This window comes from Bradyrhizobium sp. CSA112, from assembly GCF_029051645.1.
Classification (GTDB): domain Bacteria; phylum Pseudomonadota; class Alphaproteobacteria; order Rhizobiales; family Xanthobacteraceae; genus Bradyrhizobium.
The window spans coordinates 56,976-72,239 of record NZ_JAACFS010000019.1; the positions used below are offsets into that span (position 1 = coordinate 56,976).

11 protein-coding genes and 1 pseudogene are annotated in these 15,264 nt (G+C 63.5%); 6 read left to right on the forward strand and 6 right to left on the reverse strand.

Translation table 11 applies throughout. The features are described 5' to 3' along the window. The first annotated feature begins 48 nt into the window (after positions 1-48). On the forward strand, positions 49-723 hold the full coding sequence (locus GWE18_RS26310) for an MBL fold metallo-hydrolase (RefSeq protein WP_275188599.1): 675 nt from the start codon (positions 49-51) through the stop codon (positions 721-723). Between the two features lie 26 nt (positions 724-749). Here GWE18_RS26310 and GWE18_RS26315 read toward each other — a convergent pair whose 3' ends face one another. Beyond that, positions 750-1,952 carry a PHB depolymerase family esterase gene (locus GWE18_RS26315; RefSeq protein ID WP_275188600.1) on the reverse strand — a complete coding sequence of 401 codons (1,203 nt, stop codon included), beginning with the start codon at positions 1,950-1,952 and terminating at the stop codon, positions 750-752. Positions 1,953-2,090: 138 nt separating this feature from the next. Beyond that, a pseudogene (locus GWE18_RS26320) lies at positions 2,091-3,496 on the reverse strand (MFS transporter). 284 nt (positions 3,497-3,780) lie between these two features. Here GWE18_RS26320 and GWE18_RS26325 point away from each other — a divergent pair. After that, positions 3,781-5,022 (forward strand): LLM class flavin-dependent oxidoreductase, encoded by a 1,242-nt coding sequence (locus tag GWE18_RS26325; protein ID WP_275188601.1) that lies wholly within the window; start codon positions 3,781-3,783, stop codon positions 5,020-5,022. Positions 5,023-5,398: 376 nt separating this feature from the next. Continuing rightward, the gene (locus GWE18_RS26330) at positions 5,399-6,775 is read left to right on the forward strand and encodes a cytochrome P450 (RefSeq protein WP_275188602.1); all 1,377 of its coding nucleotides are present in this window, start codon (positions 5,399-5,401) and stop codon (positions 6,773-6,775) included. A 104-nt stretch (positions 6,776-6,879) separates the two neighbouring features. Here GWE18_RS26330 and GWE18_RS26335 read toward each other — a convergent pair whose 3' ends face one another. Together GWE18_RS26335 and GWE18_RS26340 are read right to left on the reverse strand one after the other, a co-directional pair. After that, positions 6,880-7,380 carry a cupin domain-containing protein gene (locus GWE18_RS26335; RefSeq protein WP_275188603.1) on the reverse strand — a complete coding sequence of 167 codons (501 nt, stop codon included), beginning with the start codon at positions 7,378-7,380 and terminating at the stop codon, positions 6,880-6,882. A gap of 164 nt (positions 7,381-7,544) precedes the next feature. Next, on the reverse strand, positions 7,545-8,387 hold the full coding sequence (locus tag GWE18_RS26340; protein ID WP_275188604.1) for a glucose 1-dehydrogenase: 843 nt from the start codon (positions 8,385-8,387) through the stop codon (positions 7,545-7,547). A gap of 189 nt (positions 8,388-8,576) precedes the next feature. Here GWE18_RS26340 and GWE18_RS26345 point away from each other — a divergent pair, with 189 nt between their 5' ends. Beyond that, positions 8,577-9,539, forward strand: coding sequence for an HWE histidine kinase domain-containing protein (locus GWE18_RS26345; protein WP_275188605.1), 963 nt, complete (start codon positions 8,577-8,579; stop codon positions 9,537-9,539). A gap of 221 nt (positions 9,540-9,760) precedes the next feature. Continuing rightward, a complete protein-coding gene (locus tag GWE18_RS26350; protein WP_275188606.1) occupies positions 9,761-11,536 on the forward strand; it encodes an EAL domain-containing protein in 1,776 nt (591 codons plus the stop codon). 56 nt (positions 11,537-11,592) lie between these two features. Here the strand turns inward: GWE18_RS26350 and GWE18_RS26355 are convergent, their stop codons facing one another. Further along, complete coding sequence (locus GWE18_RS26355; RefSeq protein ID WP_275188607.1) at positions 11,593-13,527, reverse strand: patatin-like phospholipase family protein; 1,935 nt, start codon at positions 13,525-13,527, stop codon at positions 11,593-11,595. A gap of 108 nt (positions 13,528-13,635) precedes the next feature. After that, the gene (locus tag GWE18_RS26360) at positions 13,636-14,715 is read right to left on the reverse strand and encodes an LLM class flavin-dependent oxidoreductase (protein WP_275188608.1); all 1,080 of its coding nucleotides are present in this window, start codon (positions 14,713-14,715) and stop codon (positions 13,636-13,638) included. 141 nt (positions 14,716-14,856) lie between these two features. On the opposite strand from GWE18_RS26360, the gene GWE18_RS26365 reads away from it, so the two are divergent. Beyond that, the gene (locus GWE18_RS26365) at positions 14,857-15,264 is read left to right on the forward strand and encodes a YccF domain-containing protein (protein WP_275188609.1); all 408 of its coding nucleotides are present in this window, start codon (positions 14,857-14,859) and stop codon (positions 15,262-15,264) included.

Below are 15,264 nucleotides of genomic sequence, written 5' to 3' on the forward strand. Positions count from 1 at the left end.
GTTCCCGTCCGTGTTGACCCCTTTTCAAGGTAGAATATGGTGCCTGCCATGGATGACAAAACCGACACCCAGGCGAAGGCCGGCGCGATGATCGTGCCGGTGACGCTGTTCGAGCAGAACTGCACCATCATCTGGCATGAGCCTTCCAAGAAGGCCGTCGTGATCGACCCCGGCGGGGATGTTCCCAAGATTCTGGAAGCGATCAAGCAGACCGGCGTGTCAGTCGAAAAGATCTGGCTGACGCATGGCCATATCGACCATGTCGGCGGCGCCGCCGACCTGCGCGATGCGCTGCAGGTCAAGATCGAAGGCCCGCATATCGCCGACAAATACCTGCTCGACAACGTCGTCTCGAGCGGCGAGCGCTTCGGCATGACCGGGGTGCGCAATTTCGGGCCCGACCGCTGGCTCGATGAAGGTGATCAGGTCTCGATCGGTGAACTCACCTTCGACATCCTGCATTGCCCCGGCCATTCACCGGGCAGCGTCGTGTTCTTCAACAAGCAACTGCGCTTCGCCCATGTCGGCGACGTCCTGTTCAACGGCTCGGTCGGGCGCACCGACCTGCCCGGCGGCAGCCATGCCACGCTGATCAGCTCGATCAAGGAAAAGCTGCTGCCGCTCGGCGACGATGTCGGCTTCATCTGCGGCCATGGCGCCGGCTCCAGCATCGGCCAGGAACGCCTGACCAATCCGTTCCTGACCGGCGAGATCGGAATCTAGTCCCGTTGGGCTGAAGGCCGGAGCGGTTATTTCATCAGTCCCGCAGCCGTCAGCGCACGGGTGATGACGGCCCCGACATCGATGCCCCGGCGCTTCGGTTCGTGCGGCACCGGCTTGGTTTGGCGAACCGGCTTGTTGGCCCGCGACCAGAGCGTAGCTGCGAGATCGGACGACTGCAGGGATGCCGTTGCAGCCGACGGAGTGACCGGCGCCTTGACGACTGGCTTTGCAGCCTCGCTGACGCGCTCGGTCAGGCCGAAGAAATCAGCGATATAATAGGACGACGAGATCCCCGCCTCGATCAGGAACGCACCCTCCGCGCCATAGGGCTCATCATTGCCGGCGAGCCCCAACGGCGTACCATGGGCCATGTCGGTGATGGTGTAGGATTCCACGATGGTCTCGCCGTCTTCGTTCCACCAGACTTCGCGCGGATGGCCGTCGACATCCCCCGCCGACATCGGCGCGGCCGGCAGGCCGTGAACGTCGAGCCATTGCTTGACGATCTCATTGGCGTTGCCGGGGTTGACGGTGCGGTCGGCGCTGCCATGCCACACCGACACTTTCGGCCACGGCCCCTTGTGCCTGGAGGCCTTGCGGACAAGATCGCCCAGCTTGCCGGCCGGGCGCGACGTCGACTGCATCATGCCGCCGAGCGCTTCCCGGACATTGCTGGCGATGCCGTACGGGAGGCCGGCGATGATGGCGCCGCCCGCGAACACTTCCGGATAGGTCGCCAGCATCACCGATGTCATCGCGCCGCCGGCGGAAAGCCCGGTCACATAGATCCGGCGCGAATCGATTTTGTGATCGGCAACCATCCGCGCGACCATCTGGCGGATCGACGCGGCTTCGCCGCGGCCGCGCGCGATGTCGCCCGGGTTGAACCAGTTGAAACAGGTGTTGGCGTTATTCGCGGCCTGCTGTTCGGGCATCAGCAACGCAAAGCCATAGCGCTTGGCAAGCGTCGACCAGCCGGTGCCGAAATCGTAAGCGGCCGCGGTCTGGCCGCAGCCGTGCAGCACGACGACGAGCGCGGACGCGCGCGGCAATTGCTCGGGCACATAGGCGAACATCTTGAGCGCGCCGGGATTGGTGCCGAATCCTGGGATTTCGACGAGCGGACTCCGCCCCGACGGAGGAGCGGTTCGGCCATAGATTCCCAAGCCACCGAACCCGTTCAGCTTCGGGAAATGGCGCAAGAATTCGACGTTCTTCGCGAGCGACAACGATGGCTCCTGGGGCGATTGTTCTGAGGGCGATTGTTCTTAACGCTACCGTGCACAGATAGTTGCTGCACCGCAAAATAGAAAGGCCGTGCACTGTCATTTCCCCACAATCAAATTTTGGCAATTGACGTTAATTTGTCATCCCGTGACCCGACGCATCCATGTCAGGAATGCGGCGCAGGCGACAATCGACAACGCAAACAGCGCGCACGCGGCAAGTAGCGCTGGCCGGCTCGACTGATTCGCTTCGATCGCGAAGAATACCGCACCGATCGCGGCCACGCCCGCAGCGTTCGCAATCTGCGCCGTCGTACCATACATGCCGGAGCCCGCGCCGGCGCTTGCCGGCTTCACGGTCGAGAGCACGGCGCTCGACAATGGCGCCATCACGAGCCCCTGGCCGTAACCGAAGATCGTCAGCACCAGCGAAAGCATCATTGCAGACGGCGCCTCGATCGATTCGATGACGGTTACCAGCGCCGCAAGGCCCGCAATCTGCACCGCGCAGCCCTCGATCAGCACCAGCGTGCCGCGATGCTTGGCGCGCATTCCACTATGGCGCGAAGCGATCACGAAGGTCAGCGCCAACGGCAGGAAGACGAGGCCAGCCTGCAGCGGCGGAACCTGCAGCCCCTTCTGCATGTACATTGTCATGACGAGATAGAACGACAATTGGCAAAGAAGAAAAAGAACACGGCAACAAGCCCGCGCATGAACGCCTTGTCCGACAGCAGCGAAAGATCGATCAGCGGCATGCCGCCGCGGCCGGCAACCGCGCGCTCCAGCCGCAGGAAGCCGGCGATGATGACCGCGCCCGCCGCCATCACCAGCCAGACCGCGGGCGACCAGTGCAGATCATGGCCGAACAGCAGCGGGCCGATCAGACATAGCAGGCCGAGAAACAGCAGGATGGCGCCTGGAATATCCAGCCGCGTGCCGGCGCGCCGAGGCAGCATCGGCATAATCTTCCAGGCTGCGGCGATAATGATCGCACCAAAGGGCACGTTGACGAAAAACACCGCGCGCCAGCCGAGGCCTGCGAGATCGAGCGTGACCAGGAGGCCGCCGAGCACGAAACCGGCCGCGCCGGCAAGCCCGAGCACGATGCCATAGATGCCGAAGGCGCGGCCGCGCGAGCCATCCGCGAACAGCAGGTGAATGGTGGCAAGCACCTGCGGCACCATCAATGCCGCGGTCGCGCCCTGCGCCAGCCGTGCTGCGATCAATTCAGGGCCGGATTGCGCCAGCGCGCACCACAGCGAGGTGACGGTGAAGCCCGCCACGCCCGCGATGAACACGTTGCGCGTGCCGTAGATATCACCGAGCCGCCCGCCGGTGACGACCAGTGTGGCATAGGCGATCAGGTAGATCGCGATGACGGCCTCGATCTGCGCCGCGCTGGCGTGCAGCTCGGCCGCAATGGTCGGGATCGCGACGTTGACGATGAAGGCGTCGACCCCGAACATGAATTGCGCCGCGACGACGGTCGCAAGCACCCACCAGCGGCGCGAAGTATCGACGGGATGCGAGACGATCTGATGCATGAGAACGGGCCTTGTCCGGGAAGCATTGCGCCGGATGATCTCAGGCTTCGGTCATCTCAGCGATTACTCGGGAGGTAAGCGATCTTTCCTGCCCAGCCTTGGCTGGAGGTCGGCCTTTGGCATCCATTCCGCCGCGGCGCGGAATTCCGGGCGACGGCAAGTCGGCGAACTCTGCGCGACCACCATGCGCTGGCCGCGGGGTGCGAGGATTGCCTTGCCGCTGCCCACCCCGTAACTTGGTCCCGAGCAATGCAGAAGAACAATAAATCCGGAGAGAAAACCCCATGGCGCGTCTCAAATTCGGAGCCTTTCTCGCCCCGCATCATCCGATCGGCGAGAATCCGCTGCTGCAGTTCCGCCGCGACCTCGATTTCGTGGAGCAGATCGACACGCTTGGCTTCGACGAGTTCTGGTGCGGCGAGCATCATTCCTCGGGCTGGGAAATGATCGCCTCGCCGGAAATGTTTTTGACGGCCGCTGGCGAGCGCACCAAGCGCATCAAGCTCGGCACCGGCGTGATCTCGCTGCCCTATCACCATCCCTACAACGTCGCGCAGCGCATGGTGCAGCTCGACTGGATGACCGGCGGCCGCGCGATCTTCGGCTCCGGCCCGGGCGCGCTGGCCTCCGACGCGCACACGCTCGGCATCGACCCGATGACGCAGCGCGACCGCCAGGACGAGGCGATCGCGATCATCCGCCGCCTGTTCAGGGGCGAGCGCGTCACCGCCAAGAGCGACTGGTTCACGATGAACGACGCCGCGCTGCAGTTGCTGCCGCTGCAGGAAGACATGCCGTTCGTGGTGGCCTCCCAGATCTCGCCCTCGGGCATGACGCTCGCCGGCAAATACGGCATCGGCATCATCTCGCTCGGCTCGATGTCGACGCAAGGCCTGATGGCGCTGCCGACGCAGTGGGGTTTTGCCGAGGATGCCGCCAAGAAGGCCGGCACCACCGTGAGCCGCTCCGACTGGCGCGTGCTGCTTTCCTGGCACATCGCCGAGACCCGCGAACAGGCGCAGCGCGAGGCCGGTCCCGGCCTGATGCGGTGGCACAACGAATATAACGTGCGCACGCTGCAGCGGCCGGGCCTCGAGCCGTTCACCTCGCCGGAGGATGCGATCGAGAAGACGTCCGGCGGCGAAAACGCGGCGTCCACCATCGGCACGCCGGACGATCTGGTCAAAACCATCAAGAACCTGATGCAGGTCTCCGGCGGCGTCGGCAGCATCATCGGCTTCGTGCACGACTGGGCCAATCCGGAGAACACCCGCCGGAGCTGGGACATGGTGGCGCGCTACGTGATCCCCGAAATCAACGGCTATGTCGCCAAGCTGCGCGAGTCGCAGAAATTCGTGATCGAGAACCGCGCGGTGTTCGAGCGGGCGGGCCAGGCCGTGATGGCGAAAATCATGGAGAACGAAAAGGCTGCAGCAGCCCTTGCCCATACCGGCCCCGGCCGGGTGGCGATCCCGACCATCAACGCGCCCGACCTGCAGAAGGAAGCGGCCAAGCGCAAGGCGTGATGGCTTCTGTGAGGGACGACGATATCTCTCCCCGTCATTGCGAGCGTTAGCGAAGCAATCCATAGCGCCACAAGTGGAGGCATGGATTGCTTCGTCGCTTACGCTCCCTTGCGCAAACGCTTCGCGTTTGTCGCAGGCAATGACGGAGCTGGCAGTCTTTTCCCTGTATAGGGGTGCCTACTTCCCGAAAAATTCCTGCACGGCTTCCTGCGCTGCGAATTGGATTGCGGCATTGTGAGCCATCGCACTTGTGGCGACGAAACAAAGGGTATTTACCTAGGTGCGTCACCGGCCCGCCAACATTTAAGGCCGCGACAAAGCCGCCAACACGGTGGATAATATTTGCGATTTGCGAGGCTCAACCGGAGCAATTGCTATGTCGATGCAGAGTGTGGCTTCCCCTGCCATGACGTTGACGCCGCCGAACCCTAAGGCGTTGCGGCACATTCCCGGTAGCGAGGGCTGGCCGTTCATCGGCAACACGCTGGCGGTGCTGGCCGACCCCAAAGGGCAGATTGAGAAGTCGGCCGCCAAATACGGTCTGATCTATCGCACCCGTTTATTCGGCGAGACCAGCGTGACGATGCTCGGGCCCGAGGCCAACGAGCTCGTGCTGTTCGACCAGGCGCGCCTGTTCTCCTCCACCCATGGGTGGGGACGGATCCTCGGCCAGTTGTTTCCGCGCGGGCTGATGCTGCTGGATTTTGAAGAGCACCGCCTGCACCGCCGCGCGCTGTCGGTCGCGTTCAAGTCGGGGCCGATGAAGTCCTACCTCGTCGACCTCGACCGCGGCATTGCCGCGCGGGTCAAGCAGTGGAAGGCGCGGCCGGGCGAGATGCTGGTGTATCCGGCGATGAAGCAGCTCACGCTCGATCTGGCGGCGACGTCGTTCCTCGGCGCCGATATCGGGCCTGAGGTCGACGAGATCACCCGCGCCTTCATCGACATGGTGGCCGCAGCCGTGGCGCCGATCCGGCGGCCGCTGCCGTTCACGCAGATGGGCCGCGGCGTCGCAGGCCGCAAGCGGATCGTTGCCTACTTCGCCGAGCAGATTCCGATCCGCCGCGCGCGGGGCGGCGGCGATGACCTATTCTCGCAACTGTGCCAGGCGACGCACGAGGACGGCGCGCTGCTGTCGACCCAGGACATCATCGACCACATGAGTTTTCTGATGATGGCGGCGCATGACACGCTGACATCGTCGCTGACCTCCTTTGTCGGCGAGCTTGCCGCCCACCCCGAATGGCAGCAGCAATTGCGCGAGGAAGTCAAAGGCCTCGGCATCGAAGCCAACGATCCCTCCAGCATCGACAATCTCGAGAAGATGCCGCTGTCGGAAATGGCGTTCAAGGAAGCGCTGCGAATGAAGCCGCCGGTGCCGTCGATGCCGCGCCGCGCGGTGCGCGACTTTTCGTTCAGGGGGTACGACGTTCCCGCCGGCACGCTGGTCGGCGTCAACCCGCTGTTCACGCACCATATGCCGGATATCTGGCACGAACCGGATAAGTTCGATCCGATGCGTTTTTCTGATCAAGCGCAGCGCACCCGCCACCGCTTCGCCTGGGTGCCGTACGGCGGCGGCGCGCATATGTGCCTCGGCCTGCACTTCGCCTATATGCAGGCGAAATGTTTTGCGCGGCACTTCCTGCAGAATCTGGAGGTTTCCCTGGAGCCCGGCTACAAGGCGGACTGGCAGATGTGGCCGATCCCGAAGCCGCGCGACGGGCTGCGGGTGGTGGTGAAGGCGCTCTAACCGTCATTGCCGGGCTTGACCCGGCAATCCATCGCCCTTCGCTTGATTCTTTCGATGGATGCGCGGGTCAAGCCCGCGCATGACGAGTTGGGGCTGCCACGACCCTAATCCACGAACGTCGTCAACTGCGCGCCCTCATCGGCCACGAACACCGCGATCAATTCCGCCGGCTCGGTATTGCTGGCATTGGCCGAAACCAGATGCACGGCGCCCGGCGGCTCGAAGAACGACTGGCCGACGCCAAACGTTTCAACCGGACCACCGGCGAGCTGCGAGCGGATTTCGCCCTTGGTCACATAGGCGGTGACGGAGCCGGAATGCCGGTGCGCGCGGGTGAAGCCGCCGGGACCATAGAACACGCGCACGATGGTCACGCGCTTGCCGGGTACGTTCGGCAGCGCGTGCGAGGAGATCGGCTCGACCACATCCTGCGCGGGGCCCGACGAAATGCTGTTCGCGCAAAGCGGTTCGATAATCGCCGAGACAGCGTCCATGGTCGACGGCAACGTCTTGCCGATGACGAAGGCGCAGGCGAGGCCGGCGACGATGGCGAGGTAGAATGGACGGCCTTCCGATATCGGCGAGGGGCGGAATGTTGCAGACATTTGCGTCTCTCCCTTTTGTGTCGTCCTACATTTCAACGTCATTGCGAGGAGCCAACGGGTCGCGCGAATGCGCGCCCGATGACAGGCTCCGCGACGAAGCAATCCAGCTTCTTGCTCGCGGATGGATGGATTGCTTCGCTACGCTCGCAATGACGGATGAACGTCTACCCCGCGCCCTGATCGAACGCCTTCTTCAGCGTGACATAGCCCTGCTGCTGCTGGCTCCAGTTGCGGCCGCCGATCATGGCGCCATCGACCACCAGATCGTGGCCGTTGATGAAGGAGGATTCGTCACTCGCCAGGAAAAGCGCGGCCTGCGCAATATCCTCCGGCAAGCCGGCGCGCGGGATCGGCTGCGCCGATTTGTAGACCTCGCGCATCACGGCTGGGGTCTTTTCGGCGGCCTCGACCGACAAGCCCAGCGCCTTGCCGAAAATGCCGGTCGCGATCGCGCCGGGAGAAATCGAATTCACGCGAATATTGGATTCGCCGAGTTCCATCGCCACGCATTTGGTGAGGTGGATGACGGCGGCCTTCGCAGCGCTGTAGACCATCGAAGACGAATAGCCGGCGAGATTGCCGGCGATGCTGCCGTTGTTGATGATGCTGCCGGAACCCTGCCTCCGCATATGCGGGGCCGCGTGTTTCATGCCGAGCATCACGCTGCGCACCAGCGTCGCCATCGCGGCGTCGAACCGCTCGACATCGAGGCCTTCGATGCCGCCGGTCTGCGCCGGACCGCCGGCATTGTTGAACAGGCAATCGATCCGGCCGAATTTTTCCACCGAAAGGGCGATCAGCGCCTTCATCTGCTCTTCCACCGTGACGTCGGTCTGGCGAAAGATGCAGTTGGCGCCGAGCTTTTTGGCCAGCGCCTCGCCCTCCGGCGCGCGGCGTCCGGCGATCACAACTTTTGCGCCTTCGGCGACGAATAGCTCCGCGGTGTGCAATCCGATGCCGCTCGTCGCACCGGTGATCACCGCAACCTTGCCGTCCAGCCGTCCCATCTCGTTACCCCCTATCGATATCGGTTGACGCCAATATTCCCGTCCCTTGCCGACAAGGCAAGCTGACTTGTTCCACTGCGATCACCGACGTTCGGCCCGCTTTGCCGCCAACGGCGGCGCAGAAATCCCCCACTTTCGCTATGATCGGCCTTATTTTGGATTCGCTGATCACGTGAAGTGACAACTCCGATGAAGAAATTGATCGACGAATTCAGGCGCGGGTGGCAGGGAATCGCCCAGCCTTCGCTGCTTTTCAGCGCGGCCTTCGCGGCCGGCTGTCTCGCCGTGTCGACAATCGCCCGGTGGGGGGTGGCCCAGCTCCGTCCCGACGTATTCTTTACGCCCTATTTCCCGGCCGTGTTCCTGGCCGCCGCCGTCGGCGGTGCCAGGCTCGGGATCGCTACGGCCATCGCAGGAGGCGCGCTCGGCGTCACCGTCAATTTCAGCGGCGCGAGTGCCGATTCCGCACGGTTTGCGCTGCTGCTGATGTTCTGGGCGGTTTGCGGTTTCGCCATCTGGGGCGTCGAACATTACCGGACGATCATGGCTCAACAACGGGAAGTCTCGAAACGCCTGATCCAGGAAGAGGATTACCGCAAGCTCCTGGTCGATGAATTGCAGCACCGGCTCAAGAACAAGACCTCGACGATCCACGCCGTGCTGCACCAGGTCCTGCAGGACCAGCCGCAGATCTGGGGCAGCATCGATCGCCGCCTCCGCGCGCTGTCGGCGACCGACGATTTGATCGCGCGGCTGGACGGCAGCGGATGCGACATCAAGGATATGCTGCATTCCGAACTCGGGCCGTATGGCCATGTCCGGTTCAATCTGAACGGCGATCCACTATTCCTGCCGGCCAAGCTGGCGGTCAGCCTGGCGCTGGTCTTTCATGAACTGGCCACCAATGCAGGCAAGTACGGCGCGTTTTCTTCGGCCCGCGGGCTGTTGCAGGTGTCGTGGTCGATGTCGGAGGATCGCCTCAACGTCACCTGGGATGAAACCGAAGGTCCGGTGATCGATAACGTCGGCCCCCCGGGCTTCGGCACCAAGCTGTTGCAATCGGCGCTTCGCGCGTTCGACGGCAAGACGGAGATACGCTTCCTGAAGACCGGCGTGCATTGCACGATGCAATGCCGGGTTCCTGCGAGTTGAGCGTTTCCCGGTTTGCCGCACCTTGCCCCGACGCAAAATGTCCGTCGTGCGCCCAAAGCGCGCAATGGAAATCCGTCTTAGCTGTCTCTCGTTCGGCGTTGACACTCTGTTAATGACGATCAAGTCCAACGTCGTTGAAAATCGCTGACTTCTACGGTTGTTAGGGTTTTTCGGAGTTCCGCTTAACCAATACTACAAGGGACTTTGCCAGTCTCCGTGGCATGCATAGTCCCAACAAGCACGACTTTCACGCAGCGGCGACGCAGGCCAGCGATGAAAGCATATTTGAATCCGAACTGACCATCCTGCGGGATGTCTTCAGGTTGCTTCCGGCCGGCGTGACGGTTCAGGACGAGCACGGCGAGTTCGTCCTGATGAACGATGCCGCGACCGCCATCCTGGAGGCGGCCGCCGCGGCGCCGTCTGCCTCGCAACTGAACGATCGCCGCGAAACCTGTCTCGAATTGCTGCGCACGGGCCGCCCGGCCGTGGTGGAAGAAGCCATTGCCAGCGGCCCGGCCAAACAGGTGTTTCTTACCTCGCATCGGCCCATCCAGGTCGCAGGGCGCAATTTGCTGATCTCGAGTTCGACCGACATCACCGAACAGAAGGCGTTCGAGGATCACCTGTTCCGCTCCGCCTATTACGACGAGCTGACCGGCTTGCCGACGCGGCGCGTGATCGAGCATCGCGTCAACAGTCTCCTGAAGTACGACAATGGACAGGGCCGTTTCGCGCTGGCGTTTCTCGACATCGACAATTTCAAGCACATCAACGACTATTACGGACACCCGGTCGGCGACGCGCTGCTGGTGGAGATGGCCAAGCGGCTGGGGCTGGACCTGCGCGAATCCGATATCCTGTCGCGGATCAGCGGTGATGAGTTTGTGCTGGTGCTCAACCCGATCCAGAGCGACGCCGAGGTCGAAGAGTACATCCACTTCATCCTGCAACGGCTGAAGGCGCCGTTCTTCATCGACCAATCCGAGATATTCGCCTCGACCTCGATCGGCGTCAGCCTCTATCCCGAGCACGGACGCAGCTATGAAGTGCTGCGGCAGAACGCCGACATCGCGATGTATCGCATCAAGAACGGCAGCAAGGGCGCCGCGGCGTTCTTCGACGGCAGCATGGAGCGCGAGGCGCTGGCGCGGATGAAGATCGAGCAATCGCTGAGGCTGGCGATCCTGGAAAAGCGATTTTGCTGCGCCTTCCAGCCCAAGGTCGATATCCGGACCCAGGAGGTCACGGGCGTCGAGGCGCTGGTGCGCCTGCGCGACGACGAGGGGGTGATTCAGGCCCCCAGCACCTTCATCAATCTTGCCACCGAACTGGGCCTGATCGACGAACTGACCCATCTGGTGCTGGCGGAGATCGTCAAGTCGATCGACCTGATCAACGAGACCTTCGGCCCCGACACCACGATCAGCATGAACGTTGCGGCCAAGCAGGCCGGCAATCCCGAATTCATGCGGCCGTTCGCCCAGGCGATCGAGGCCACCGGCTTTCCGAAGCGCTTCATGATCGAGGTGACGGAAGACGCGTTCGTGACCAAGACGCATTTCCAGGACGAGATCCTGCCGATCTTCCGTAATCTCGGCGTCAGGATCTCGATCGACGATTTCGGCATCGGCTATTCGTCGCTGTCGGCGCTGGCCGACATCACGGCCGATGAAATCAAGATCGACCGTTCCTTCATCACCGACATCCATAAGCGCCCTCGCAGCCAGGGCATCCTGCGGGCGATCGAATCCTTGAGCGAAGCGCTCGGCATGACCGTAATCGCCGAAGGGCTCGAAAGCTTCGAGGAACTGGCCTATCTGCAGGCCGCGACCAAGATCCGCTACGCCCAGGGCTACTACTTCTCAAGGCCGATTTTCCTCGAAGACCTCAAGCTGGCGACCCCGCGCGCCAGCGAGGCGCGCGCCAGCCTCGTCAGCCGTCCCGCGCCGGAAACCCGCGCCGCCTACTCGCGCAGCGGCGGCTATCGCCGCTAGGGAGCGCGGCGCCCGCGGCGGATGCTGCGCCTGCTCGGCTGCACCCAGGTGCAGGGTTATCTGTTCAGCGCACCGAAGCCGGCGACCGAGGCGAGGCGATTGCTGGCCGCGCGATTGGAGACCGCGGCAGCGGTGGCCTGACGCCGTTCCATCGCGGCAGTGTCGAGTATCGCGGCGATCGCCGAACTGCCTCCCGCCTCCAGCGACGCGATGGCCTCCTTGGCCCAGAGGTAGGAAGCTTCAAAGATCTCCGTGTGGCGATCGAAATCCGTCACATCGATCCCGACCGGAGGCGGTGGCCGCATCACCGTATCGAACGGTCCGACCGGCAGCGTATCGTAGCGCTGATGCGCCACGAGACTTCGCCACAAGACGTTCACCGCGCTCGGCGCCGCCGGAAGCAGCTTCTTGCGGAACGGCGTCAGCATGGCGGCGATCAGTTCGAGCCGTCCGGGCAGCGATGCATAGTCGACGTCGAACATCTCCGCCGCCGGCTCGCCGAAATGCACGACGAGATTGGGACCGCTCTTGAGCTGGTGCATTGACGCCAGCGGGACGTTGTCGATGAGACATCCATCGACCAGCATCGCGCCCTCCGCCGTGTAGAACGGCGGCAACAGCCCGGGGATCGCACTCGATGCGCGCACCGCCTGCCAGAGCGGCCCTGTCCTGATCAATTCGAGATTGTGGGTCGAAAGATTGGTGGCGACGGCGGCAAAGGGCCGCCAGCAATCCTCGATCCGGCAGTCTGAGCCGTACTGATGGGCGAGGGCGCGATCGAAGGCCTTGTGATCCAGCAGGGAGTAGCGCGGCCAGGTCGGCCGCCGAAAGCTTCTGCTCCTGACGAAGATCTCGTCCGTCCCGTGCTCGAGATGCTCGGCTTCGAGATTTTTGGCGAAGCCGGCCACCATGGCAGAGCCGACGCTGGTCCCGACAAAGATATCGAACATCACGCCGCGTTCGCGAAACGCCTTGTAGATACCGACATGCGCGGTTCCGAAGCTGCCGCCGCCGGCGGCGACGAAGCCCACCGCCCGGCCGCACAGAAAACGGACCAGGCTGTCGATATCGACCTGGTCTTCGAGAGCGACATGGTGATGCATGAAGGCCGGCAGCCGGGCCAGCCAGGCCGCGGTGCCAGAGACCTCGCCGCTTCGGCGGTCATGAATGCGAACGAGGCGTCTGGCCGAGACGGGATGAACCTCGCAGGCGAAGGCCTCGATATCAGTCAATGCTGCCGCCGGCGCATCGCCGCGGCACGCGAACACGACCATGTCGGCCTGACGGATGGCCTTGCGCGCCCAGGGCGAAGCCTCGCGGCCGCCGAGATAAACCACCAGCGGCGCCGTGTGTTCGAGCTTGTTGAGCCATTCGGTGACGTCGTGCGCATCGAGCGCGACGCCTGGAAACATCGCCTGCAGGCGGGCGGCGTCGACGATCTCGGCATGGGTCGCGGCCAGCGCCTCGCGCATCCGGCGATCGAAGGCACCCGGCAGCGGCTCCAATCCGCTGTCGATCAGCGCCACCGTTCGCGCCTTCGGCGAGGTGCGGAACGGCGCGATGCGCGCGGTTTCCTTGGCGAACCGCCGCGCCAGCGCCGCGAGCAGCGCCTCGACGATGGCGGGGGCTTCCTCGACGAGCTTCTGGTAGGCCGGACGCGTCAGCGCCAGCACGCTGGTGTCGCGGATGGCGATCACATCGGCGGTGCGCGGGACATCGGCAAAGAAGCCGATCTCGCCCACCAGTTCGCCGGCCCGAAGCTCGGCGATCGGTTCGAGATAGCCGGTCTTGCGCACCGCTAGCGCGCCATGCAGCACCAGGAAAAGCGAATCCGACGGCCCGCCTTGCGCGACCAGCATCTGTCCGCGCACCAGATCCTGGCGGACCATCGCGTTGAGCGCTTTCAGCCGCTGTTCGGAACTGAGCGTTCGAAACAGCGCGAAGTCCTCCGAGGCGGAGCCCAACGCGAGTATTGAGCTCGATCCACTCATTTGGCGGTACCCGGTTGAATTAACGGCCCAACCTTAGCGCCGGGCCCCCACCACCGCGAGCGATATAAAGATAGCGATGCACTGCAGCATGGAGGCCGCATCCCTGCGTTACGCCGCCCACCGGCCGCGATTGTTTTCGGCGAGGATGGGCCGGATCAGCCGGCCGAAGCGCTCGGCCTCCTCGTCATGCAGATAGCTGGACAGGCAGAACGAATGGCAGCCGGCATCGATGAATTGCTGCAACGTGTCGGCGCACTGGACGGGATTGCCAACGACGGCGATGCCGGCGCCGGGGCGGACTTTGGTGATGCCGGTCCACAGATGCGGCAGCAGCAAATCACCATGCTCGCGGGCAAGCTGCTGCACGCGCAGGTTCGCCTCCGAGCGGTTGTACAGCGTCTTCATTTCCTGCTTCTGCCGCTCGGTCGCATGCCGCACCAGCTGATCGGCAGCCTCCCAGGCGTCCGCCTCGTTCTCGCGGCAGATCACCTGCAGCCGCATGCCGAAGCCGATGTCGTTTTCGCGGCCATGCGGGCGCGCCATTTCCCTGATCTCGGCAATGTTCGAGGCGATCTTTTCCGGCAGGTCGCCCCAAAACAGATGCACGTCGGAATGCTTGGCGGACAATTCCCAGGCCTGGCGCGAGCCGCCGCCGAGATAGAATTTTGGAAACGGCTGCTGGTGCGGGCGCGGCCTGATGTGGGCGCCGGACAGTTTGTGAAATTTTCCTTCGAAGTTCACCGGCCCGCGCGTCGTCCACAGCGCCTTCAGGATCGAGACTTCCTCCTCCATCAGTTCGTAGCGCTGTTCCTTGGGGTAGCGCACGCCTTCGCCTTCGACCTCGCTCTCGTTCTGGCCGGCGATCAAATTGATGCAGATGCGCCCGCCCGACATCTGGTCGAAGGTCGAGATCATTTTCGCCAGCAGCACCGGGTTGATGTAGCCTGGCCGCGCCGCAATCAGCGGCTTGATGGACGACGAACGCGCCGCCATGAACGCGCCAGTGATCCACGCCTCCCAGCACACCGAGCCGACCGGGATCAAAAGATATTCGAAGCCGGCCTTTTCCGCCGCCTGCACCACGCGGTCGCACAGCTCGGGCGAGCCTGGAATCTGCGCGTCCATCAGGCCATAGGCCGTGGTGTCGCCATGCGTTGGCAAATACCAGCCGAATTCGAGCGGACGCATGAACGTTTCTCCCCGTCGACGCTTGTTGCCTGGTCGTTCGGCAGATGAGTTTAGCGGTTGCGAAAGTCGGGGCAATCGGGTTCCGGTTGCAGAGCGGTTTTCGATTTCAATCGCGCCCACGGCAAGCTAGAGTCCTTGAGCATGTCACCGGTCTCGCTGCTTCTCAACATTATCTGGATCGTACTCGGCGGCGCATGGATGGCGTTCGGCTGGCTGATCGCGTCCATCATCATGGCGATCACGATTATCGGCATTCCCTGGGCGCGGGCCGCATTCAATATCGCGGCCTACACCTTGTTCCCGTTCGGCTTCACGGCGATCTCCCGCGACGCCTATACGGGCCAGGAAGATATCGGCACCGGGCCGCTCGGGGTGATCGGCAACATCATCTGGCTGGTGCTGGCGGGATGGTGGCTGGCGCTCGGGCATGTCGTCACGGCGGTCGTGCTGGCCGTGACCATTATCGGCATTCCCTTTGCCTGGGCGCACTTAAAGCTTGCCGGCATCGCGCTGTGGCCGATCGGCAAGATCATCGTTCCCACGACTTAA